Below are 22,508 nucleotides of genomic sequence, written 5' to 3'. Positions count from 1 at the left end.
GCATGAAAAAAGCAATGGGTCGACCGTGCATGCGCGCCGGCCAAAAAAAAGCCCGCTCGAGAGCGGGCTGAATCTATGTTCCGAGGAGGACAATAGAGGAGACAAAAGAATTATGCCCTAAGGAAATATAAGATGCCAATTTCCTTTGGCAATGACGGTCATGCGTTTGGCGAATAGCTGTTGCAGGGTCGCACGCGAGAATGCGGGCGCTTGGAGCGCGCTTTAAAATGTTTTACTATGGCAAACATAACATGCGTCATAACATGTCTTGAGCGCCAGCCTGACAACACGAGCGCCAGGCGACGATCCGATCGAGTCGGGCAAACCGCGACATTCCACATTAACCCGGCCAATGATTCGACACTGTTTTTCCCGAATGCTGAACCTGTGTGTACGCCGGCCCTTCAAGGCTTGCGCGGCCGGCTGGTCGCTGGCCGGCGTGGGCGTCCGCCTTGCGCTGGCGGGAACGGCCGGGGTTCTGCCTGCCTTGCTGCCGGCCCTGGTGCCCGCATTGCTGCCCGCCTTGCTTCCCATTCCGGCGCTCGCCCAGAATGGCAGCACCCAGGTGCTCGAGCGCCGGGTCAAAGCCGCCTTCCTCTACAAATTCCTTGCGTATGCCGAGTTTCCGGCCAGCGCCTTCGGCGACAGCGCCGCCCCGGTGACGATCGGCGTCATCGGTTCCGACGAGATGGCGGCGGAACTGGCGCGGGTGGTGGCCGGCCGCCATGCACTCGGGCGCCCGATCCAGGTGCGCAGCCTGCGCGAAGGCGAGATGGCCGCGCCGGTCCACCTGCTGTTCGTGGCCGGCAACGATAACGCCCGCACCGCCCGCATCCTGCGCGGCGCTCCGACGGCCCTGATGTCCGTCACCGAATGCGAGCTTGGCCTGCAGTACGGCAGCGTCATCAATTTCAGGATCATCGAGGACCGCGTGCGTTTCGACGTGTCGCTTGATTCGGCCGAGAAGAACCACGTCAAGCTCAGCTCGCGGCTGCTGACGGTGGCCAACCGCGTCGTCAAAGGAAGCAGCTGATGAGTGCGCGCGAGAGTATGGGTGAGGGCGTGCGTGATGGCACGCATGAGGGCGCGCATGAGGGCGTGCATGAGGGCGTGCGTGACGCCGGTTCCGTCCGCAGCAAACTGATCAAGATGGCGGTGTTCACGACGCTGGCGGCGCTGCTGTCGGCCTCGATCGCGATGCTGCTGCTCGACCTGCGCACCTTCCAGCGCTACTGGGTCGACGACCTCACCACCCAGGCCGACATCATGGCCAGCGTGACCGGGCCGGCGCTGTCGTTCAACGACGCCGGCACCGCCCAGCAGCAGCTGGCCGTGCTGCGCGCGCGCCCGCAGATCCTGGCCGGCGCCGTGTACACGGGCGCCGGCGTGCCCTTCGCCACCTATGCCCGGCCCGGCACTGACGGACGCTTGCCGCCGAAGCCGCAGCCGCCCGGTGTCCACATCGCCCGCGGCGAACTCGAGGTCTGGCACAAGGTCGTCGAGAACGGCGAGCAGATCGGCACCGTCTACCTGCGTTCGCGCTTCGGCCTGCTCGAGCGCCTGCTCAACTATGGTTTGATCCTGGGCGGCGTGATGCTGGGCGCACTGGTGATCGCCGCCCTGGTCGCCTCGCGCCTGCAGGCGGCGATCACGCGTCCGCTGGAAGCGGTGACCAGCGTGGCGCGCCAGGTGATGCAGCGGCGCGACTTCACGCTGCGCGTTCCGGGCCACGGCAGCGGCGAGATCGGCGTGCTGGTCGAAGCCTTCAACGACATGCTGGCCGAGATCGGGCGCCGCGCCGAGGCGCTGCAGGCGGCCAACCGCACGCTCGAACACGAAATGGACGTGCGCCAGAAGGCCGAGGACGCCCTGATCATGGCCGACCGCAGGAAAGACGAATTCCTGGCGACCCTGGCGCACGAACTGCGCAATCCGCTGGCGCCGATCCGCACCGGCCTCGACATCCTGCGCATCCGCAGCGGCGACGCCCAGGCCACCCAGCGCGCCACCGACATCATGGAACGCCAGTTGCGCCAGATGGTGCGCCTGGTGGACGATCTGCTCGACGTCTCGCGCATCAATACCGGCAAGTTCGCCATCAAGATGGGCCGGGTGGAACTGAAGGCGGTGGTCAACGATGCGCTCGAAGTGGTGCGCTCGTACATCGAACTGCACGGCCACGAACTGGCGATCGACCTGCCCGACCGTCCCGTGTTCCTGCATGGCGACGCGACGCGCCTGGCGCAGATCCTGTCGAACCTGCTCAACAACGCCGCCAAGTACACCAACCGCGGCGGGCGCGTGAGCCTGTCGAGCCGGGTCGAGGACAAGACCCTGGTGCTGGAAGTCTCGGACACCGGCATCGGCCTGGTGCCCGACATGCTCGACTCGGTGTTCGACATGTTCGTGCAAGTCGATTCGACGCTCGAGCGCACAAATGCGGGCCTGGGCGTGGGACTGTCGCTGGCGCGCAAGCTGGTCGAGCTGCATGGCGGCACGATCGCCGCCCAGAGCGAGGGACTGGGGCGCGGCAGCCGCTTTACCGTGCGCCTGCCGATCGTGGTCGAGCCCGAAATGCCGGCCAAGCCGACGCCGGCCGCCTTCATCAGCACCGAAACCTACCGCATCCTGCTGGCCGACGACAACGTCGATTTCGTCAACAGTATCGGCGCCTTGCTGACCGCCATGGGCCACAGCGTGGTCATCACCCACAACGGCAAGGACGCGCTGGCTGCCGCCGCGCGCTTCTGCCCGGACTACGCCTTCCTCGACATCGGCCTGCCGCAGATGTCGGGCTACGACCTGGCGCGCGGCATCCGCACGCTGTCCTGCGGGCCGATGACGACCCTGATCGCGGTGACCGGCTGGGGCCAGGAAAAGGACCGCCAGCTTGCCTTCGAGGCAGGGTTCGACCACCACATGGTCAAGCCGGTACGCTTCGAGCAGATCGAGGAAATCCTGGGCAATCGCAGCATCATCAAGAAGCTGCGCACCTAGCGCGCCTGACAACGCCCTCATGGCGGCGTTGCATTCGTCTTGCCGTACTAGCGTACTGTCTGCGACGATGCGCCTTGCTCTGAGGGCGTTCTCAGGCGCGCTTGCTGGTCGCGAGAGCACGACGAAGGCGCCGAAGCGCCTCCGTCGTGCACCTTCAGCTTCCAGCTCAGTCGCGCTTGGCCTTGCGGCGGCGCGCCAGGAAGCCCAGGATGCCCAGGCCCCCCAGCATCATGCCGTAGGCTTCCGGTTCCGGCACCGGCATGAGCATCACCGCACCCCCGAATGAGGCGCCGTCGTCGGACACGATGTTGCCGTTTACGCGAATGTAATACGAACCCGCTGCAAGACCGTCGCCCCTGACGCTCCAGACGTCGGTGGCGCCGGTGCGGATCGACGAGCCCGTGGCGATCAGGGTATCGGCAGCGTTGAACACGGACAGGCCGGTGATGTCGAGCCCGACGTCGGCGCTGCGGCTGACCGAGGCCACGATCGCATCCATGTTCAGCGGAACGGTACCGCCGACCGTGAACGTGAAGCGATCGGCAAAGGTATTGCCGCTATTTCCTTCCGTGAAGCTGTCGCCGAAGAATGCCGTGTTGTCGACCAGGTTGAGCGCCTGTGGTGGGCTGCTGACGTCGGTTTGCGCCAGCGCCGAGGATCCGAAGCTTGCACTTGCCAACACCATTGCAGCAATTAATGATTTTTTCATAGCTACCTCTCGCAAGAAATCAGCCGCGTCCTGCGGCCGGGTTATGGCAATCGGGGACTTCATGCTAGCAAAGGGGAGGGCGCACGTGCGCCTTATGCAAGAGGTGTGACGCCACGGCCACACCCGCTTTCATGCGGAAAACAAGCGCTGAATGGAAAGCTCGGTGCATCGCCTCATAGGAGCGCGAAACCAAAGCAATTGTTGAGCGGAAAACTGCTGGGTATTGCCTCGTTGATGTCGGCGTTCGCCTACAAAAAGAGAAGGCCGAATCCTCTGCGGAGGCCGCCGGGGAAATAAGTCCCGTTTAAGACTGGCGGGTGTGGGAATGCTGCGGAAGGCGAAAAGAAAAATGGCCCAGAATCGCTTCTGGGCCATTTCTTTAATGCTGGTGCGGCTGGCAGGAATCGAACCCACGACCCCTTGGTTCGTAGCCAAGTACTCTATCCAGCTGAGCTACAGCCGCGTAAGACATGATTATAGCAGCGGTTTGTTAATTGGCAAAGACCCACTTTTGGGCGTTGCCCAAAGAAAAATGGCCCAGAATCGCTTCTGAGCCATTTTCTTGTATCGGTGGTGCGGCTGGCAGGAATCGAACCCACGACCCCTTGGTTCGTAGCCAAGTACTCTATCCAGCTGAGCTACAGCCGCACGAGGCACGCATTATAGCAGCGCCCATGAGCAATGACAAGTGCAGGCCACAAAGAAAAAGGGCCAGATCACCGATCTGGCCCTTCGTATTGGTTGGTGCGGCTGGCAGGAATCGAACCCACGACCCCTTGGTTCGTAGCCAAGTACTCTATCCAGCTGAGCTACAGCCGCCCCGTGAGGCAAATTATAGCAGCGCCATCTTGTTTGCGGAAGTCTTAATTTATTTCAACACTTTCGCTTCCTCTGTTAGATTAGCTGATCAGTTTCGGACCAGAAAAAAACTATGTTGGGCACCACCAGGCGCGCACTTGGCCGCGCTCTCCGCCGCGCAAGCGGCCATCTGCTGCGCGCGGCGCTATCGTCCATGCTGCTGTGCGATGCCGTCGCGGCTGCCGGACCGAGCAACCTGCGTTTCGAACGCGTTTCGATCGAGCAGGGCCTGTCCCAGGAGTCGGTCCTCACCATTCTGCAGGACCGCCAGGGCTTCATGTGGTTCGGCACCCAGGCCGGCCTGAACCGCTACGACGGCTACAAGATCACCAGCTACCGCACCGACCCGCTCGACCCCGGATCGCTGCCCGACAGCTTCGTCAACGTTTCCTTCGAGGACGCGCAGGGGCGGCTCTGGTTCGGCACCAAGGGCGGCCTGGCCCGCTTCGATGCCGCCAGCGGCAAATTCGTGCGCTACGCGCTCGGCGCCCATCGCAGCGTGAATGCGATCGCCGCCGACCGCCATGGCGTGCTCTGGCTCGGCACCGGCGAGGGCCTGGCGCGCCTCGATCCCGCCAGCGGCGCCGCCGCCAGCATCGGCGGCCTCGCCCAGGGCGCGGCGGTCACCGCGCTGGCCTTCGACGGCCGCGGCGTGCTGTGGGCGGGCACCGCGCGTGGCGTGGCGCGCCTGGCGCCCGGTGCGCGCGCGCTCGAACAGGCCGCCCCGGCCGGGCGCGATCCGCGCAGCGACCGCATCCTGGCGCTGTCGATCGGCCCGGACGGCACGCTCTGGGTCGGCACCGAGGCCGGACTCGAAGCCTGGAACATCGCCGCGGCGACGCCCGAACGACGCCGCATCGGCGCCGACGAGGGCGTGGGCGACGTGCGGGTGCCGGCGCTGCATCACGACAGCGACGGCAGGCTCTGGGCCGGCACCGATCTTGACGGGCTGAAATGGCGCGTGCCGGCCACCGGCCGCTTCGTCACCTACCGCAGCGCGCCGGGCGACCCCTACAGCCTGTCCGATAACCAGGTCGCCTCGGTGCGGGTCGACCGGACCGGCACGCTCTGGGTCGGCAGCCGCTTCGCCGGCGTCAGCCGCACTGACCTGGCCAGCGGCGGTTTTTCGCTGTTCAGCTTCCGGCCCGACAGCGGCTACCGCGTCGGCTTCGAAAAGACGCGCGACATTGCCGTGCGCGCGGACGGCAAGCTGTGGCTGGGCACCATCGGGGCGGGCCTGGTGCTGTTCGATCCGGCCACCGGCCGCACCGAACAGGGCTGGACGAAGGACGGCCGGCCCGCTGTGCTGCCCTTCGATGTGGTGCACAGCCTGCGCGTCGACGGCGCGCGCATGTGGGTGGGCGGGGCCGGCCTGCTGGCCTGGTGCGACGTGGACGGCGGGCCTTTCCACCCTGTCGCGCTGCCCGGTATCGGGACCGCATCGGTGCAGGACGTGGTGCGCACGCGCGACGGCGGGCTCTGGGTCGTCACGCGCGGCGGCCTGTTCGAGTTGAATGCCGACCTGACGCTCAAGAAAGCCTGGCGCCATGATCCGCGCAACCCGGCCAGCCTGGGCAACGACACCCTGTTTTCGATGGCCGAAGACCGCGACGGCATGCTCTGGATCGGTACCGACAACGGGCTCGATCGTTTTGACCGCGGCACGGGGCGCTTCACCCACTTCCGCCACGACCCGTCCGACCCCGCCAGCCTGCGCAACCAGCGCGTCTACACGACCACGCTCGCCGCGAACGGGCGGCTCTGGGTGGGCACCGCGGGCGGCCTGCACCGGCTCGAGAAGAACGCCGCCGGCAAGATCGCATTCCGGCATTTCCCGCTCACCAGCGCGCGCGAAGCCTTGCCAATCGGCGCCGTGCTGGAAGACGCGCACGGCAAGCTCTGGGCCAGCATGACGAACGGGATCAGCGTACTCGATCCGGGCAGCGGCAGCTACAAGCATTACACGGCCAAGGACGGCCTGCAGAGCGGCACCTATTTCGTCGGTTCGAGCGCGCATGGGCTGGACGGACGCATGCATTTCGGCGGCGTGAACGGCATCACTTCCTTCCTGCCGGACGCGATCCGCGACAACCCGTATCCTCCAAGCGTGCGCATCACCGACTTCCTGGTCTCGTACAAGTCGCGCGCCCTGCCGTACGCCGACGGCGGCGTGGGCGCCGGGCGCATCACGCTGAACCACCGCGAAGCCGTGCTCGGCTTCGAATTCGCCGCGCTGCACTATGCCGCGCCGGCCAGCAACCGCTATGCCTACCGGCTCGAGGGTTTTGACGCGGACTGGGTCGAGACCGACGCCGGCAAGCGCTTTGCCAGCTATACCAACCTCGACCCGGGCGACTACGTGTTCCGTGTGCGCGCCAGCAACAAGGACGGCGTCTGGAGCGCCGCGCCCGCGCAGCTGGCCATCACCATCACGCCGCCCTGGTGGAGAACGCCCTGGTTCCGGCTGCTCGCCGTGGTGCTGGTGGTGTCGACGGCGGCGCTGGCCTACCGCCTGCGGGTGCGCGTGCTGGTCCAGCAAAAGGACCGGCTCGAGCGCGAGGTCGGGGCGCGCACGGCCGAACTGGTGCTGCAAAAGGATGCCGCCGAAGAGCGCAAGCAGGAGGCCGAACGGCAGCGCGAAGCGGCCGACGAGGCTTACCGCCAGTTGAAGGAAGCCCAGGCCCAGTTGGCGGCGCGGGAAAAACTGGCCTCGCTCGGCTCGCTGGTGGCGGGTGTCGCCCACGAACTCAACACCCCGATCGGCAACAGCCTGCTGATGGCCAGCACCCTGCACGACAAGACCCTGGACCTGGCGAACGGCCTGGAAGGCGGAGCCTTGCGCCGCTCCGAGCTGGCCGGGTATGTCGACGCGGCGCGCGAGGCATCGGAACTGATCATGCGCAGCCTGCATGGGGCGGCCGAGCTGGTCAACAGCTTTCGCCAGGTGTCGGTCGACCAGGCCAGCGCCCAGCGCCGCCGGTTCGCCCTGGCGCGCGCCTGCCATGAAATCCTGGCGACCATGATGAACAAGGTGCGCCTGGCCGGCCACACGCTCGAGGTCGACGTGCCGGCCGGGATCCTGATGGACAGCTATCCCGGCCCGCTCGGGCAGGTGCTGATCAATTTAGTCGACAACGCCTTGCTGCACGCCTTCGAAGGGCCGGGCGGCGCCATGCGTTTGTCGGCCCGCCTGCTGGACCTGGACCGGGTGCGGATCGAATTCGTCGACGACGGCCGCGGCATTCCGGAGGAGCACCTGGCACGCGTGTTCGACCCCTTCTTCACGACCCGCATGGGGCAGGGCGGCACCGGCCTCGGGCTGAACATCGCGTATACGATCGTCACCACCCTGCTGGGCGGCGCGATCAAAGTCGAGAGCGGGCCGGACAGCCTTCCTGGCGGGGGCACGCGCTTCGTGCTCGAGCTGCCGCTGGCCGCGGGCAGCTAGCCGCGAGCTAGCCGACCACGTTGGTCGGGCGTCCCGCTTCCCAGGCCTCGATATTCTCGACCAGCATGTCCGCCAGCGTCTGCATGGCGCCGGCGCTGGCCCAGGCCACGTGTGGCGTCAGGATGAAGTTGGGCAGGCGCAGGCCCAGCAGCGGATTGTCCTGGTCGGGTGGCTCCTTTGCGAGCACGTCGAAGCCGGCGCCGCCGATCGTGCGCCGCATCAGCGCCTCGGCCAGCGCCGCTTCATCGACCAGGCCGCCGCGCGCGGTATTGATCAGGAGGCCGGTCGGCTTCATCAGGCCCAGTTCGCGCGCGCCGATCAGGTGGCGCGTTTCAGCGGTCAGGGGCAGGTGCAGGCTGATGACGTCGCTGGTGGCCAGCAGTTCGTCGAGCGCCAGTGGCCTCACCCCGGCCACGCCCGGATCCGCCACAGGCGAGCGCGAGGTCGTGCACACTTCCATGCCGAAGGCCTGGCCGATCTGCGCCACGCGCCGCCCGAGTGCGCCGAAGCCGACGATCCCGAGCCGGCTGCCGGCCAGGTCGCCGATCGGATGGTCGAGCAGGCAGAAGCGGCTGGAACGCTCCCAGCGGCCCGCTTCGACGTCGGTCACGTAGGCGCGCAGGTTGCGCCGCAGCGCCAGGATCAGCGTGAAGCAGTGCTCGGGCACGGAGACCAGCGAATAGTTGCGGATGTTCGCCACCACGATGCCGCGCTCGCGGCAGGCCGCGAGATCGACGTTGTCGGTACCGGTGGCGGCGACGGCCACCATGCGCAAGTCGGGCAGCGCGTCGAGCACCTGCGCGCGCAGCGGCACCTTGTTGGTGATCGCGATCGTGGCGCCGCGCAGGCGCTCCACGACCTGCTCCGGCCTGGTGGCGGGATGGTCGGTCCATTCGTGGGCGAAGTTGGGACGGCGCACCTTGGCGATCAGGCTGTCGCGGTCGAGGAAGACGATGTTGTGCATGGCGCGCTCCGGAAAGAGTAAGGCACATTGTAGGGCATGTGCCTTCGGGCGAAAAAAAGACAGGGCGAACCCTGTCTTTCTGCGAGTACGGCGAAAAATACGGCGGGCTTGAGCGTCGTGCTTGTTATATGGTGCACGCCGATAACGCGAGCGCGTTCGGGGGCGTTGACCGTATTTACATCCGGTTACAATCGGCGCGATCGCGGGGCGATTCGTTAGCTGCCGTACAGTCGCGTCGGCTTCGACAACCTAGACTGGCTGCATCGGAAATTTGCAGGAGTCCCCATGCCCGACGCACTCGAACGCTACAAAGCCAAGCGCGATTTCTCGATCACTTCGGAGCCCGCCGAGGGCGGCCAGCCCGGCGCGGACGCGTTGACTTTCGTGATCCAGAAACACTGGGCGAGCCGCCTGCACTACGATTTGCGGCTCGAACTCGACGGCACCATGAAAAGCTGGGCCGTGCCGAAAGGGCCCAGCTACGACAGCCACGACAAGCGCATGGCCGTGCATGTCGAAGACCATCCGATCTCGTATTCCGATTTTGAAGGCACCATTCCCGAGAAGCAGTATGGCGCTGGCAAGGTCATTATCTGGGACAAGGGCACCTGGGAGCCGGTCGGCGATCCGGACGAGGGCTATCGCAAGGGCAACCTGAAATTCCGGCTGCGCGGGCACAAAATGCACGGCAACTGGGTGCTGGTGCGCATGAAGGGGCGCGGCGAGAAACAGGAAGCCTGGCTCCTGATCAAGGAGAAGGACGAGTATGTCCGCCCGGCCGAGGAATACTCGGTGGTCGACGCGCTGCCCGACAGCGTCAAGGCCTTGCCGATGCCGGGCACGAGCGAGAAGCTGCCTGCCAAAGTGACGCCGGCAAAGGCGGCGTCAAAAGGAAAGACGGCGCCGGCCAAAGCGCCAGCCAAAGCCAGGGCCAGGCCGGCGAAAGCAAAGGCCGCGGCCGCAGGCTCGCCCGAAGGCGCGGTCGAGGCGGCCTTGCCCGCCGAGTTCGCGCCCGAGCTGGCAACCCTGGTCGACGCTCCGCCACCGCATCCCGAAGAATGGGTATTCGAAGTCAAGTTCGACGGCTACCGCATGCTCACCCGCATCGAAGACGGCGCCGTGCGCCTGATCACCCGCAACAACAACGACTGGACCGAGAAGCTGCGCCCGCTCCAGCAGGAGCTGGAAAAGATGGGCCTGCCGGACGGCTGGTACGACGGCGAGATCGTCGTCCACGACGCCAACGGCCGGCCGAACTTCGGCTTGCTGCAGCTGGCGTTCGACGGCACGGGCGGCGCCAGCATCTTGTATTTCCTGTTCGACGCGCCTTACCTGGGCGGCCATGATTTGCGCAATGTGGCGCTGGTCGAGCGCCGCGCGCTGCTGGAAGCGGCGCTCGGCCAGGCCAGGGCGTCGGAAAAAGTGCGCTTCTCGAGCGAGTTCGGCACCGATCCGGAAGGGCTGATCGCGGCTGCCTGCAAGATTGGCCTCGAGGGCGTGATCGGCAAGCGGCGCGATTCGCGCTATGTATCGCGCCGCTCGCCCGACTGGATCAAGCTGAAATGCGGCCAGCGCCAGGAATTCGTCGTCGCCGGCTATACCGACCCGAAGGGATCGCGTACCGGCGTCGGCTCGCTCCTGCTCGGCACCTACGACAAGGAGGGCGTGCTGCGTTACGCCGGCAACGTCGGCAGCGGTTTCAATGCCGAGAGCCTGCGCGACGTCACGGCAAAACTGAAGGCGCTCGATACCGACACCAGCCCCTTCCCGCCGCGTTCGGTCCCGGGGCGCAAGCACCACTGGGTCAAGCCCGAACTGATCGCCGAGGTCAGTTTTTCTGAATGGACGAGTGCCGGTGCGGTGCGCCACCCGGTATTCCAGGGCCTGCGCACGGACAAACCGGCGCAGGGAATCACGCGCGAGGTTGCACGGTCAATGGAGGACATCGAGATGCAGGCAGAAACGCAAGCACCGGCCAAGCCGGCAAAGAAAGCGGCCCCGAAGAAAGCCAGCGTCAAGGCCGCGGCGGTCGACGACGGCGACGCGCCCGAGGTGGCGTTGCCGGCCACTTTAAAAATCAGCAACGGCGACCGTGTCGTCGACCCGAAAAGCGGCGCCACCAAGATGGACCTGGTGCGTTTCTACGCCCAGGTCGGCGACCTGATGATGGAACACCTGAAGGGCCGCCCGGTGTCGCTGGTGCGCGCCCCGGCCGGCATCAAGGGCGAGCTGGTCTTCCAGAAGCATGCCGATATCAAGAAGCTGCCGGGTATCAAGCAGATGGCGCAAGACCTCGACCCGGAGCACCCGCCGATGCTCGAAGTGGGCAACGTCGCCGGCATCCTGTCGGCGGCGCAGTGGAATGCGATCGAATTTCACACCCAGAACGCTTTCGGCAAGTCCTACGACAAGCCCGACCGCATGGTGTTCGACCTCGACCCCGGCGAGGGCGTCGAATGGCCGGCGATGCAGGAAGCGGCCACGCTGATGCGCGCCTTCCTCGAGCAGCTCGGCCTGCCGTCTTTCCTCAAGACGAGCGGCGGCAAGGGCCTGCACGTGGTGGTGCCGATCAAGGGCGGCAAGGACTGGGACACGGTCAAGGGCTTCTCGCAGGCCATCGTGAAACACCTGGCCACGACGCTGCCGGAGCGCATCGCCTTTAAAAGCGGCGCCAAGAACCGCGTCGGCAAGATTTTTGTCGACTACCTGCGCAACGGCCGCGGCGCCACCACCGTCTGCGCCTGGTCGGTGCGGGCCCGTCCAGGCCTGGGTGTGTCGGTGCCGGTGGGCTGGGACGAGCTGCCTGGCATGAGCTCGAGCGATCAGTGGAATGTGAAGAATATCGGCGAGCGGCTGGCCGTCGGCAACGCGCCGTGGGAGGGATTTGCCAAGGCGGCCAAGACCTTGACGGCGGCGATGAAGCAGCTGGGGTATGCAGGGCCAGAGTAAGAGCGCCTAACAAAACCTCCATAGCTGCGTTGCAGCTCCTCGCCGTACAGTCGTACTGTCTTCGTCGCCGCGCCTTGCTCTGAAGGTTTTGTTAGACGCTCTAAGTCGGCGCCATTCCTGCCGACGATGCCCTTTTGACAAATGCCTGGGTTAAAATTGCCGCTTCTTTTGTCGAGGCAGGTGGTCATCAATGGCAGGTGGTTTGGCGAAGCGGTACGCAGGAGTCGCTCTCCTTGTGCTCGGTGCGGGGATGGCGGGGACGGCGCCAGCCGGCCAGGGGGCACTGCCGGCCGGGTGTACGATGGCTGGCCAGTTGCCGGCCGAGGGTGCGCTGCTTGCACGGCCAGCGCCGATGTTCCCGCCGGTCCAGCTTGAAATGCGAACACCGGTGGCGCCGACCGCGCTGCCGTCCGGTGGCCTGCAGTATCTCTTTTACGAGTTACACCTGCGTAATTTCGCGCATGAAGCGATGGTCTTGCAAAGCCTCGACGTGCTCGCCGGCCCCGCCCAGGCCGGCCGGCTGCTGGCCCGCTTTTCCGGTCCGGAACTTGCCGCGCGCCTGGTGGCTGTCGGCCAGGACAAGCTCGACGGTCATCTCGCGGCCGGAAATAGCGCCGTCGCCTTTCTTTGCCTCGTTTTCGACCAGGACCTTGCGCTTCCCGACACCCTGCATCACCGGATGCAGGTCAACGGTGCGCTTGCGATCGGTCCTGCATTATCGGTGAGCCGGGCAGCGCCGCGCGTGCTTGCAGCGCCGATTGCCGGGGCCGGATGGACCGCGGGAAATGGACCCAGCCTGGAGTCGCATCACCGCATGGGCCTGATCGTTACCGAAGGAAGAGCGCAAATTGCACGGCGCTACGCCATCGACTGGAAGAAATGGAAAAACGGCCAGCAATTCGCTGGTGACGCGCGCGATGTGCGCTCCTATTTTGCGTATGGCGAAAACGTGGTCGCCGTTGCAGACGGTGTCGTCGTCGATGCGCGGGACGGCCTTCCGGACAATGTTCCGCGCACTGCCGCCGGCTTTGCGCCGGCAGTACCTGTCACGATGGCATCGGTTGCCGGGAACACGATCGTGATCGATTTGGGCAAGGGACACTTCGCATCGTATTCCCACCTGCAGCCGGGTAGCGTCAAGGTAAAGACCGGCCAGCGCGTCCGCCAGGGCCAGGTGCTGGGCCGGATCGGCAATTCCGGCGACGCTCGCTGGCCCCACCTGCACTTTCAGCTGACGACTGCGCCCGATATCCTCGACAGCGAGTCCCTGCCTTTCGTGCTGGAGGAGTACAGCACGAAGGAGGCCGGCGGCGCGCGCAAAAGGGTGCGCAGGGAGTATCCGATCGGGGACATCGTGATCGATGTCGCTGCACCCTGAAAGCACGACGGGACGCGCCGAAGCACGTCCCGTCTACTGCGTGAACCGGTTGGCGCCCTGTTAAAAGCGGCGGGTCGGCGCCTTCTGCACATGGCCGCTGGTGAACATCCGTGCCTGGATTTTTTTCCAGATAAAGCCGGCAATCGCCATCATGATCATCTTACGCATACTTACCTCCGTTATTGAGCAGCCAATGCCGCTGTTTTAAATGGCCTGCACCGCGTCCGCCGTCCTGGCGGGCGTGACGCAGGCCTCGCAATCAAGATTCGTTCTTGAAGATACCACGCACGTTCATCGCCATCAGCGCCACCTGCAGCGAGATCAGGGCCCAGGCTTCGTCATGGAAGCCCCAGACGATCCACATGATGTTGCTGACGATGAACATCCAGAAGCCGAAGATGCGCTTGCCGGGTTTTTTCGAGCCCACCATGAAGGCGGCGTACAGGCTGACGGCCATTGCGGGCCATTGCAGGAAGTCGAGAAATCCTTCCATCCGTCAGGCCGCCTTCTTGCGGCGCACCGGCTGCGCCTTGGCGACCGCCTTGGCTGCCGGCGCCGCTTTGGCCGATTTGGCCGCCACGCGTTTCGGCTTGGCGCTGGCCGCCACTTCCTCGGTCTCGCGCACGGCTGCCTTGCGTGCTCGCGGGGCCGGCGCGTCGTCGTCCGCAGCTGCGGCGGCGGGCTTGGGCGCGCGCTTCGGCGGCGGCGGTTCGTCGTCGTCCTCGTCCTCGTCGGCCTGCGCGGCCTTGCCCGGCTTCTTGCCGAGGCTGGCCTGGAGCAGGGCCACTAGGTCGATCACATTGGTCGCCTTGGCCGGTTTTTCGTCCGGGTCCGGCATGGTGATGGTCTTGGTTTCCTTGGCCTTGATCTTCTTTTCGATCAGGGCCATCACGTCTTCGCGGTAGGTGTCGTGGTACTGCTCCGGCGCCCAGTCCTCGCTCATGCCCTGGACCAGGGCCATCGCCATTTTCAGTTCCTTGTCGGTGACGGCGGCGCTTTTCGCGTCCTTGGCGGGGATCTTCAGGTCGCCCGGGTCGCGGATCTCGTCGGCATAGCGCAGAGTGTTCATCACGATCACATCGCCGACGCAGACCAGGGCCGCCAGGTGCTGCTTGACGCGGATGACAACGTGGGCGATGCCGATCTTGCCGACCCGCTTCAATACGTCGCGCAGCAGCGCATAGACCTTGTCGCCGCCCTTGCCGGGAGCCAGGTAATAGGGCTGGTCGTAGTAAATCAGGGGCACGTCGGCGGCGTCGACAAAGGCGAGGATGTCGATCGTCTGGGTCGATTCCGGGTTGGCGCGGCGCAGGTCTTCGTCCGAGAGCACGACGTATTCGCCCTCGGCATACTCGTAACCCTTGATGATGTCGTCCCAGCCGACTTCCTTCTGGGTGTTCTTGTTGTAGCGCTTGAAGCCGATCGGCGAAAAGTCGCGGCGGTCGAGCATGTTCAGGTCGAGCCCGTTGTTGCTGACCGCGGCGTACATTTCGACCGGGATGTGCACCAGCCCGAAGCTGATCGCACCTTTCCACATGCTGCGTGCCATGGCCGATTCTCCTTGTTCTATTCTTATTCGCCGACGCTGCCGGTGACCGGCAGCACAATGCCCGTGATGTAGCTCGAACACGCGTTCGAGGCCAGGAACACATAGGCCGGCGACAGTTCTTCCGGCTGCGCCGCACGGCCGTAGGTCGTGCTCTCGCCGAAATGGACGATCTTGTCGGGCGACTGGTCGGCCGGATTGAGCGGCGTCCAGACCGGGCCCGGGGCCACGCAATTGACGCGAATGCCCTTGTCGAGCAGGTTCGCCGCCAGCGACATGGTAAAGGCGTGGATCGCGCCCTTGGTCGACGAATAGTCGAGCAGCATCTTCGAGCCCTTGAGGCCCGTCACCGAGCCGGTATTGATGATGGCGGCGCCGCGCTTGAGGTGGGGCAGGGCCGCTTTCGCCATGAAGAAGTAACCGTAGATATTCGTGCGCATGGTTTCGTCGAAGCGCTCTTCGGTAATGTCGAGCAGCGATTCGGCATGCATCTGGAAGGCGGCGTTATTCACCAGCACGTCCAGGCGGCCCCATTCGGCAACGACCTTGTCGACCGCCTGCTGGCAAAAGGCCATGTCCTTGACGTCGCCGGCGATGGTGATGCAGCGCCGGCCTTCGGCTTCGATCACGCGCCGGGTCTCCGCGGCGTCTTCGTCTTCGTTCAGGTACAGCACGGCGACGTCGGCGCCTTCGCGCGCGAACAGCACCGCGACGGCGCGGCCGATGCCGGAGTCGCCGCCGGTGACGATCGCGACCTGGCCTTCGAGCTTGCCGCTGCCCTTGTAGCTTTCGGCCATGAAGCGCGGCTTGACCTCCATCTGCGCTTCGATGCCGGGCTTGGCGAGGTGCTGCGCCGGCATCGGCGGCACCGGCTGCCCGGCGCCGATCTGGACCGGCTTTCCTTCCGGCTGCTCCTTCTTGCCGGCATCGATCTGGTCCTGGCGGTTCTGGATCGCCTTCTGGTCGTTGGCGACATCGTCCTGGTTGGCCATCGCACTTCCTTCACTTTGCATGGGTTCGAGATCGGACCAGTATCGGACGCGGCAAGCCCGGCGACGGTGCGCTTACACACACAGCGCGCTACTCAGTTGCTAGTCAGTTACCAATTCGTCTGCACTGGATGGGCGCTGCGCCTGTTCGGGGCGGGGTAAGTGTGTCAAAATCGGCAGCGCTTTTAACCCTTTCACCCAACTGCACGTCAAGGAGAGCACCATGCCCCAGCAGGCCCCGCCGCCAGGCACCCACGCCGGGTTGTTCGTCAACCCGGCAGCCGGTCGCCGCGCCGAGTTCGAGGCCCTGTGCGGCGCGCAGTTCGGCAGCCTGCGGCTGGCCGATGGCGCCGAGGCCGCGCTCGAACTGCTGGGGCAGGGTCCGGTCGACCTGCTCGTGATCGATCTCGAGCGCTTCGACCCCGAGCTCGACCATGCCGGCCTGGCGGCGCTGGTGGCGGCGCGGGCAGGGCAGCCGACCTTCGTGCTGTGCCCGTTCTCGAACGCCCGCTGGCTGGCGCCGCTGATGGCCTGCGGGCCGGTCGAGTACGCAATCGCTCCCTTGCCCGACGGCGCCTTGCAGGAAGCGGTGGCGGCGCGCCTGCTGGCAGGCATTACGCCGGTGGCGCCCTTGTCCCCGCGCGAACGCGAGCAGGCTGGTATGGATGCCCTGCGTGTCCAGGCGCGCGAAGCGATCGGCGGCGGCGAGGAACTCGATCCCATGGCCGAGCGCCTGTCCCGCGCCCTGTGCGCCTGGCCGGGCGTGGTGCATGCCGCGCTGTTCAACCTGCAGCCGGGCGGCGACCTGCGCCTGCAGGCGCAAGCCGGCGAGCGCGGCCTGAACCTGGCGCGCTTGCTGGGCCGCGGCGAGCGCCTGCTGCAGTCGCCGCTGCGCCACGCCTTCCCGGGGCTGCTGGCGGCCAGCGCGAATGCGGTCGCCTTGCTCGACGATCCTGAAAAATCGGGCGAGCCGCTACTGGCCGAGGCGCTGCGCGAGCATGGCATCGGGATGGTGCTCGGTTTGCCGATTCCGCCGGACGGGCCGGGCGCGCCGCGCGGTTCGCTGTGCCTGTCCTTCCGTGCTGCGCGCAGCTTTTCGCGCATCGAGCTCGATGGCCTGGCCGAAGTGGCCGAGCTGGCGGCGGGCGGCCTGCGCCTGGCCGACATGAACCGCGAAAGCGAAGCGATGCTGGCGCGCGTGACCCATTTGTCGACGGTCGACGCCCTCACCGCGGTCGCGAACCGCCGTCACGGCGAAGAGCTGCTGGACACGGAGATCAAGCGCGCGCGCCGCTACAGCGTGCCGCTGGCGCTGATCGCCTTCGACATCGACCGCTTCCGGATGGTCAACGACCGTTACGGTCATCCGGTCGGCGACATGGTGCTGCGCGCCGTCGCCGAAGCCGCGCAAAAACTGGTGCGCGCCAGCGATGTGCTGGTGCGCACGGGCGGCGAAGAATTCCAGGTGATCGCCCCGCACACGAGCGCGATCGACGGCCTGAAGATGGCCGAAAAGCTGCGCACGGCAATCGAAGCGACCGAGATGCCCGGCGTCGACCGGGTCACCATCAGCCTCGGCGTGGCCCAGCTCGGCGAGCAGGAAAGCGCCGACTCGCTGACCGTGCGCGCCAACGCCGCACTGGCACGCGCCAAGCGCGCGGGTCGCAATTGCGTTGAATTGGCGATGCTGTAATCAATGCTGCATTGGGTAAAGCAGTACCGGCGCGCCATGCTGCCTGGCGACATCAGCGCCGGGCTGGTGGTGGCGATGATGATGATCCCGCAAGGCATGGCTTACGCCCTGGTGGCGGGCCTGCCGCCGGTGGTCGGGCTGTACGCGAGCATCGTGCCGCCGGTGCTGTACGCGCTTTTCGGTACCAGCAGCACCCAGTCGGTGGGGCCGATGGCGATCATCTCGCTGATGACGGCTTCGAGCCTGGCGCCGCTGGCGCTGGCCGGCGGCGCGCTGTACACGGTGCTGGCGGCTCAGCTGGCCCTGCTGTCGGGCGCCGTGCTGCTGGTCTGCGGCCTGCTGCGCCTCGGCTTCATCGCCAATTTCTTTTCGCGCCCGGTGATGAGCGGCTTCACGATGGGCTCGGCGATCGTGATCGCCCTGGGCCAGGTGCCGGTTCTGCTGGGCACGCCCTGGGCGCAGCTGCCTTTCGGCCCGCACCCGGCGGGCAGCATCCTCGGCCTGGGCGCGCTGGCCTTCCTGCTGCTGGCGAAACGCTGGCTGGCGCGCGGCCTGCGCGGCGCCGGCCTGTCGCCGCGCGCCGCCGGGATCGGGGCCAAGCTGGCGCCGATGTTCGTGGTGCTGGGCGCAACCGCCCTGGTGCCGCTGCTGGACCTCGAGGCGCTGGGCGTACGGACGGTGGGCACGGTGCCGGCCGGGCTGCCGGGCCTGAACCTGGCCGTGTCGGGCGGCCACTGGCAGGCGCTGCTGCAGCCGGCGCTGCTGATCGGCTTCATGGTATTCCTGATCAGTATGTCGGGCGCGCAGACGCTGGCCCTGAAACGGGCCGAAAAGCTGCGCAGCAATTACGAACTGATCGGCCTGGGCGCCGCCAACATCGGCAGCGCACTGACCGGCGGCTTTCCCGTCACCGGCAGCATGTCGCGCTCGGCGGTCAATTTCGCGGCCGGCGCCAACTCCCAGCTCGCCAGCCTGATCGCCGCCGGCCTGCTGGCGCTGGCCTTGTGGGCGCCGACCGGCTGGCTGGCCCTCCTGCCGCTGCCGGCGCTGGCGGCCACCATCATCGTCGCCGTGCTCGGCATGTTCGAAACCGTGACCTTGCGCACCAGCTGGCGCTATGACCGCGCCGACGCGGCCGCCCTGGGTGCCACCGCCGGCGGCGTGCTGGTGCTGGGTGTCGAGGCGGGCGTCGTGATCGGCGTCGCGCTCTCGATGGGCGCCCTGATCTGGCGCGCCAGCCGGCCCCATATCGCGGTGCTGGGCCGCATTCCCGGCAGTGAACACTTCCGCAATGTCGAGCGCTATTCGGCCGATACCGCGCCGGGCCTGCTGCTGCTGAGGGTCGATGCCGGCCTGTTCTTCGGCAACGTCGAGGCGGTCAACGAGCGCATCGAGGACGAACTGGCCGCCCGCCCCGACACGCGCCACCTGGTGCTGGTGCTGTCGGCCGTGAACGCGATCGACACCTCGGCGCTGTTCGCGCTGACCGAACTGAACGCGATGCTGGCGGCGCGCGCGGTGACGCTGCACCTGGCCGAGGTCAAGGGGCCGGTGATGGACCGCCTCAAGCGCAGCGAGCTGCTCGCTGCGCTGGACGGAGACATATTTTTGAGTACGGCCATGGCCTGGGACCGCCTGGCCCGAACCTGAAGTCCCTGCAACCAGGAGAACCACATGCAGATTCGGATGCTCGACGCCGCCGGCGTTGCCGCCAACGCGCCGCGCTTGCGCACGCTCTTGCTGGACGCCGTCGCCCACGGCGCATCGGTCGGCTTCCTGATGCCGCTCGACGAGGCGACGGTCGACGCCTACTGGCGCCACGCGGCAGATGCGGTCGCGGCCGGCACCCGCATCCTGCTGGCCGGCTGGCACGAGCAGGTGATGGTCGGCACGGTGCAGCTCGACCTGTGCACCAAGCCGAACGGCGTCAACCGGGCCGAGGTGCAGAAGCTGCTGGTGCACAGCGGCGCGCGGCGCCTGGGGGTGGGCACGGCCCTGATGGCGGCTGCCGAAGTGCAGGCGCTGGCGCTGCGGCGCGGCCTGCTCTTCCTCGACACCGAAGCCGGATCGAACGCCGAGGCCCTGTACGCCCGGCTTGGCTACACCCGGGTCGGTGAACTGCCGGAATACTGCGCAACGCCGGGCGGCGCCTGGCGCGCCACCGCGATCTGGTACAAGACCCTGTTCCTGCGCGAAGGGCAGGGCGCAGCGGGCGAATAAGAGCGTCTAACAAAACCGTCAGAGCAAGGGATACGGCCACCCGGCGCGGCGACGAAGACAGTACGACTGTACGGGGAGGAGCTGCAACGCAGCTATGGAGGTTTTGTTAGGCGCTCTAAGCCGCTCAGGCCTGCTTGCGGCGGTCAGGACCGGAATGCGGCGGCGCCAGGCGGATCGGGGCCGCGTGCTCGGGATAAAGCGCCTGCTTGCCCTGGTACAGGGCGGCGATCGCGGCCATGTCGGCGTCCTGGTCGCCGCTCAGGTGGACGATGTCGACCAGGCTCAGTTCCTTGGCCGCGTAGTCGAGCGCGATCAGCAGCAGCGGCACCTTCGCCTCCGCCGCCAGGTGGTAGAAGCCGCTCTTCCAATGCGGCCGGTAGCCGCGCGTACCTTCCGGCGTAATCGCCACCCAGAACCATTTTTCGCCGAGCATGCGCTCGGCCAGCATGCGGGTGGCCCCCATCGGCGCGCGGCGGTCGACGGCGACGCCGCCCCAGTAGCGCATGACCGCCCCCATCGGGCCGCGAAACAGCGAATCCTTGGCCAGCCAGCGGAAGGGCAGGCCGAGCGCCCATTTGCCGAGCAGGCCGATGGGGAAGTCCCAGTTCGAGGTGTGCGGGTAGACCACGGCGATGCCGTGCGGGCCGGGCAGCGGCTTGTAGCGCAGCTGCCAGCCGAACAGGTTGAGCAGGCGCAGGGCAGTGCGCTGGCTGCGGGTGGGCAAGGCCGCGGCGCGCAGCAGGTGGTGACTCATGTTTTCTCCGTCTGGCTTGCCGCCGGCTGCGGTGTGGGGGAATAAAACTTGGCGTATAAAAACAAAGCCGAGAATTTTATAGCGGCACGGCAACATGGACAAGAGGAAAAGCCGGATTTGTTGTAGCGCGGATGCGCCGTGGCGCGGCGGCCGGCGCTGCAACCGCGCCGTGCCCGGTTGTTGGGACGGCGCGGCAGGGGGCAGTCGGTCAGTGCTGGAAGGCGCCGATGTCGTAGCCGGTGGCTTTGGTACGCGGCTTGCCCTGGAAGTCCTGCTCGGGAGCGAGAGCGGCGCCCTTGCCGATCGCGGGGGACCTGGCGCTCAGGCGGAAATCCGGAGTGCCGGTACGGCTGTACTCGACAAAGGCGGGCGCTTGCGCAATCGTGCCGACGTGCTGGCGCCCGGGCGCCAGGCGCCAGTCGGCGGTCGCGTTCTGGAAGACGAGGTTGTGTTCGTAACGGTTGTTGTCGCCGGTCGCGCCTTGCTCGAGGACGCCGTACTTGTTGTCGAACACGATGTTGTTTGCCACAACGGTGTAGTCGTTCGGTCCTTTCGAATAATAGAAGTCGCCGCCGCCGACGACGATGCCCGAGCCCGAGGTGGACACGGTGTTGCCCGTGATGTCGACCCGGTGCGCGTCGTGCCACAGGTGGATGCCGGCGCCCGACACCCGGTACACGACATTGTTGCGCACCCTGGCCTGCGTGCTGACATAGATGCCGTGGTGGTAGCGGCAGTCGGCCGGGCCGATGTCGTGCACATTGTTGCCGATGACCTCGGCATGCTTGCCCTTGTAATAGCTGTCGACCCCGATCCCGGAGCCGCCGCCGCTTTCGCAGGGAACGTCCAGGCCGACATGGTGCACGTGGTTCTGGCGGATGCTGTTGTGCGAGCCGCCGTTATAGATGCCGCTGAGCCATTTGTTGCCGCTCTGGTAGTGGGTGCCGTCGACCTCGAAGCCGACGATGTCGACATGGCTGCCGCGGTTGTCCCAGGCGCTGGTGGTATTCGAGTCGAGTGGCGGAACGATTTTTGCGCCCCAGCGCTCCATCGACTGGAAAATGATGCGCGCTTCCACGGTGCCGCTGACGGTGGTGCGAAACCCCCCCGTGTACTGGCCGGCGGCGACATACACCGTGGTGCCGGGCGTGACCACTTGGGCCGCGCGTTTGATGGTGCGGAAGGGCTCGGCCTGCGTGCCGGGGTTGGCGTCGGAACCGCCGGGGGCGACGTACAGGTTGGTGCGCACGACCTCCGGGATCACCAGTTGTTCGGACGAGCCATCGCGCATGCGGCAGCCGCACAGCGCGAGCAGGGCGGTGCAGAACATGCTTGCAAAGAGCAGCCTGGCGAAGAAATCTGCAGAGGGGGCTGGAGTTCGGACGACTGGGCGGGACATGGCGCTCCTCGTGGACGGCGGACACCATTCAAGTGTCCCCCGGCGCGCCAGGTGCCCGGCCCCAATCGCTCAAGTTTGCCTTTGAGCGGACGCAAGGCGGCTCGCAGCGGCCCATGCATGGCTCACTCGGGCAGGCCTTGCGGGCAATATGCCGCGATGAATTCGGGCGGCATGCGGCGCGGCCGGCCGCTCGTGACGCCGATGCAGACCAGCTCCCAGCGCCCGCGCAGGACGGTCGCGCCATCGCTCACGCGCAGCAGCTGGAAGCGGCGCTCCAGCGACAGCTTGCCGTCGCCGCCGGCCAGCCAGGTCCCGAGGATCAGCGCTTCGCCCAGCGAGGTCGGCAACAGATAGTCGTATTCGCCGCGCCGGATCGCCATCGCGCGGTCGAGGCGATGGTAGTCGTCGATGCCCAGCCCGAGCGCCTCGGAATGGGCCCAGCCGGCCTGCTCGCACCAGCGCACGTAGACGGCATTGTTCGTGTGCTGGAGGCCGTCGATGTCGTCGGCGCCCGGTGCGAGGGCGAGCGTGAAAGGATGCTGATAATCCCAGGTCAATTCGAGTCCTTCCAGGCGGCACGGCCGGCAAAACTCCCATTCTAGCC

The 22,508-nt window shown here is 66.5% G+C and carries 16 protein-coding genes and 3 tRNA genes; 8 read left to right on the top strand and 11 right to left on the bottom strand.

Annotated features, from left to right (window positions below; translation table 11 throughout):
• Positions 1 to 376 precede the first annotated feature (376 nt).
• Both AC56KZ_RS02435 and AC56KZ_RS02430 read left to right on the top strand, forming a co-directional pair.
• Positions 377 to 1,033 (top strand): TOL_0243 family YfiR-like periplasmic protein, encoded by a 657-nt coding sequence (locus AC56KZ_RS02435; protein WP_497160538.1) that lies wholly within the window; start codon positions 377 to 379, stop codon positions 1,031 to 1,033.
• Positions 1,033 to 2,997, top strand: a complete 1,965-nt coding sequence (locus AC56KZ_RS02430; protein ID WP_497160537.1) for a sensor histidine kinase, YfiR-like protein-associated — start codon at positions 1,033 to 1,035, stop codon at positions 2,995 to 2,997. The genes AC56KZ_RS02435 and AC56KZ_RS02430 overlap by 1 nt, the downstream gene beginning before the upstream one ends.
• 166 nt (positions 2,998 to 3,163) lie before the next feature.
• Here the strand turns inward: AC56KZ_RS02430 and AC56KZ_RS02425 are convergent, their stop codons facing one another.
• The 4 genes from AC56KZ_RS02425 to AC56KZ_RS02410 all read right to left on the bottom strand — a co-directional run bounded on the left by AC56KZ_RS02425 (position 3,164) and on the right by AC56KZ_RS02410 (position 4,525).
• Complete coding sequence (locus AC56KZ_RS02425; protein ID WP_497160536.1) at positions 3,164 to 3,706, bottom strand: FxDxF family PEP-CTERM protein; 543 nt, start codon at positions 3,704 to 3,706, stop codon at positions 3,164 to 3,166.
• 386 nt (positions 3,707 to 4,092) lie between these two features.
• Positions 4,093 to 4,169: transfer RNA gene (locus AC56KZ_RS02420), tRNA-Arg, on the bottom strand.
• A gap of 108 nt (positions 4,170 to 4,277) precedes the next feature.
• Positions 4,278 to 4,354, bottom strand: a tRNA-Arg gene (locus AC56KZ_RS02415).
• Positions 4,355 to 4,448: 94 nt separating this feature from the next.
• Positions 4,449 to 4,525: transfer RNA gene (locus AC56KZ_RS02410), tRNA-Arg, on the bottom strand.
• Positions 4,526 to 4,637: 112 nt separating this feature from the next.
• Here AC56KZ_RS02410 and AC56KZ_RS02405 point away from each other — a divergent pair.
• Positions 4,638 to 8,012, top strand: a complete 3,375-nt coding sequence (locus AC56KZ_RS02405) for a two-component regulator propeller domain-containing protein (protein ID WP_497160535.1) — start codon at positions 4,638 to 4,640, stop codon at positions 8,010 to 8,012.
• A 7-nt stretch (positions 8,013 to 8,019) separates the two neighbouring features.
• Here the strand turns inward: AC56KZ_RS02405 and AC56KZ_RS02400 are convergent, their stop codons facing one another.
• Entirely contained in the window at positions 8,020 to 8,976 is a 957-nt protein-coding gene (locus tag AC56KZ_RS02400; RefSeq protein WP_497160534.1) for a D-2-hydroxyacid dehydrogenase, read from the bottom strand.
• Positions 8,977 to 9,261: 285 nt separating this feature from the next.
• On the opposite strand from AC56KZ_RS02400, the gene ligD reads away from it, so the two are divergent.
• Positions 9,262 to 11,925, top strand: a complete 2,664-nt coding sequence (ligD, locus tag AC56KZ_RS02395) for a DNA ligase D (protein ID WP_497160533.1) — start codon at positions 9,262 to 9,264, stop codon at positions 11,923 to 11,925.
• A 352-nt stretch (positions 11,926 to 12,277) separates the two neighbouring features.
• Positions 12,278 to 13,303, top strand: coding sequence for a M23 family metallopeptidase (locus AC56KZ_RS02390; RefSeq protein ID WP_497160532.1), 1,026 nt, complete (start codon positions 12,278 to 12,280; stop codon positions 13,301 to 13,303).
• Between the two features lie 259 nt (positions 13,304 to 13,562).
• Here the strand turns inward: AC56KZ_RS02390 and AC56KZ_RS02385 are convergent, their stop codons facing one another.
• Genes AC56KZ_RS02385 through AC56KZ_RS02375 form a run of 3 tightly spaced genes read right to left on the bottom strand, consistent with a single transcriptional unit; the run spans position 13,563 to position 15,841 of the window.
• Positions 13,563 to 13,796 carry a hypothetical protein gene (locus AC56KZ_RS02385; protein ID WP_497160531.1) on the bottom strand — a complete coding sequence of 78 codons (234 nt, stop codon included), beginning with the start codon at positions 13,794 to 13,796 and terminating at the stop codon, positions 13,563 to 13,565.
• A 3-nt stretch (positions 13,797 to 13,799) separates the two neighbouring features.
• Positions 13,800 to 14,852 (bottom strand): non-homologous end joining protein Ku, encoded by a 1,053-nt coding sequence (gene ku / locus AC56KZ_RS02380; protein ID WP_497160530.1) that lies wholly within the window; start codon positions 14,850 to 14,852, stop codon positions 13,800 to 13,802.
• A gap of 23 nt (positions 14,853 to 14,875) precedes the next feature.
• Positions 14,876 to 15,841 carry an SDR family oxidoreductase gene (locus tag AC56KZ_RS02375; RefSeq protein ID WP_497160529.1) on the bottom strand — a complete coding sequence of 322 codons (966 nt, stop codon included), beginning with the start codon at positions 15,839 to 15,841 and terminating at the stop codon, positions 14,876 to 14,878.
• 220 nt (positions 15,842 to 16,061) lie between these two features.
• Here AC56KZ_RS02375 and AC56KZ_RS02370 point away from each other — a divergent pair, with 220 nt between their 5' ends.
• From AC56KZ_RS02370 to AC56KZ_RS02360, 3 genes are read left to right on the top strand one after another with little or no spacing between them, the layout of a single operon-like run.
• Entirely contained in the window at positions 16,062 to 17,531 is a 1,470-nt protein-coding gene (locus AC56KZ_RS02370) for a GGDEF domain-containing protein (RefSeq protein WP_497160528.1), read from the top strand.
• A gap of 3 nt (positions 17,532 to 17,534) precedes the next feature.
• The gene (locus tag AC56KZ_RS02365) at positions 17,535 to 19,181 is read left to right on the top strand and encodes a SulP family inorganic anion transporter (protein ID WP_497160527.1); all 1,647 of its coding nucleotides are present in this window, start codon (positions 17,535 to 17,537) and stop codon (positions 19,179 to 19,181) included.
• Positions 19,182 to 19,205: 24 nt separating this feature from the next.
• Positions 19,206 to 19,751: a GNAT family N-acetyltransferase gene (locus AC56KZ_RS02360; RefSeq protein ID WP_497160526.1), complete on the top strand. Its 546-nt coding sequence runs from the start codon at positions 19,206 to 19,208 to the stop codon at positions 19,749 to 19,751.
• A gap of 124 nt (positions 19,752 to 19,875) precedes the next feature.
• On the opposite strand, the gene AC56KZ_RS02355 is transcribed toward AC56KZ_RS02360, so the two are convergent.
• From AC56KZ_RS02355 to AC56KZ_RS02345, 3 genes are all read right to left on the bottom strand, one after another.
• Positions 19,876 to 20,505: a 1-acyl-sn-glycerol-3-phosphate acyltransferase gene (locus AC56KZ_RS02355; RefSeq protein ID WP_497160525.1), complete on the bottom strand. Its 630-nt coding sequence runs from the start codon at positions 20,503 to 20,505 to the stop codon at positions 19,876 to 19,878.
• Between the two features lie 208 nt (positions 20,506 to 20,713).
• The gene (locus AC56KZ_RS02350) at positions 20,714 to 21,904 is read right to left on the bottom strand and encodes a right-handed parallel beta-helix repeat-containing protein (protein ID WP_497160524.1); all 1,191 of its coding nucleotides are present in this window, start codon (positions 21,902 to 21,904) and stop codon (positions 20,714 to 20,716) included.
• Between the two features lie 122 nt (positions 21,905 to 22,026).
• Complete coding sequence (locus tag AC56KZ_RS02345; protein ID WP_497160523.1) at positions 22,027 to 22,461, bottom strand: acyl-CoA thioesterase; 435 nt, start codon at positions 22,459 to 22,461, stop codon at positions 22,027 to 22,029.
• Between the last annotated feature and the right edge of the window lie 47 nt (positions 22,462 to 22,508).

The sequence above is a fragment of the Telluria sp. LT2P34 genome (assembly GCF_059685915.1).
The sequence above is the reverse complement of the archived record's forward strand: the minus strand, read 5'-3'. Positions and strand labels throughout refer to the sequence as shown.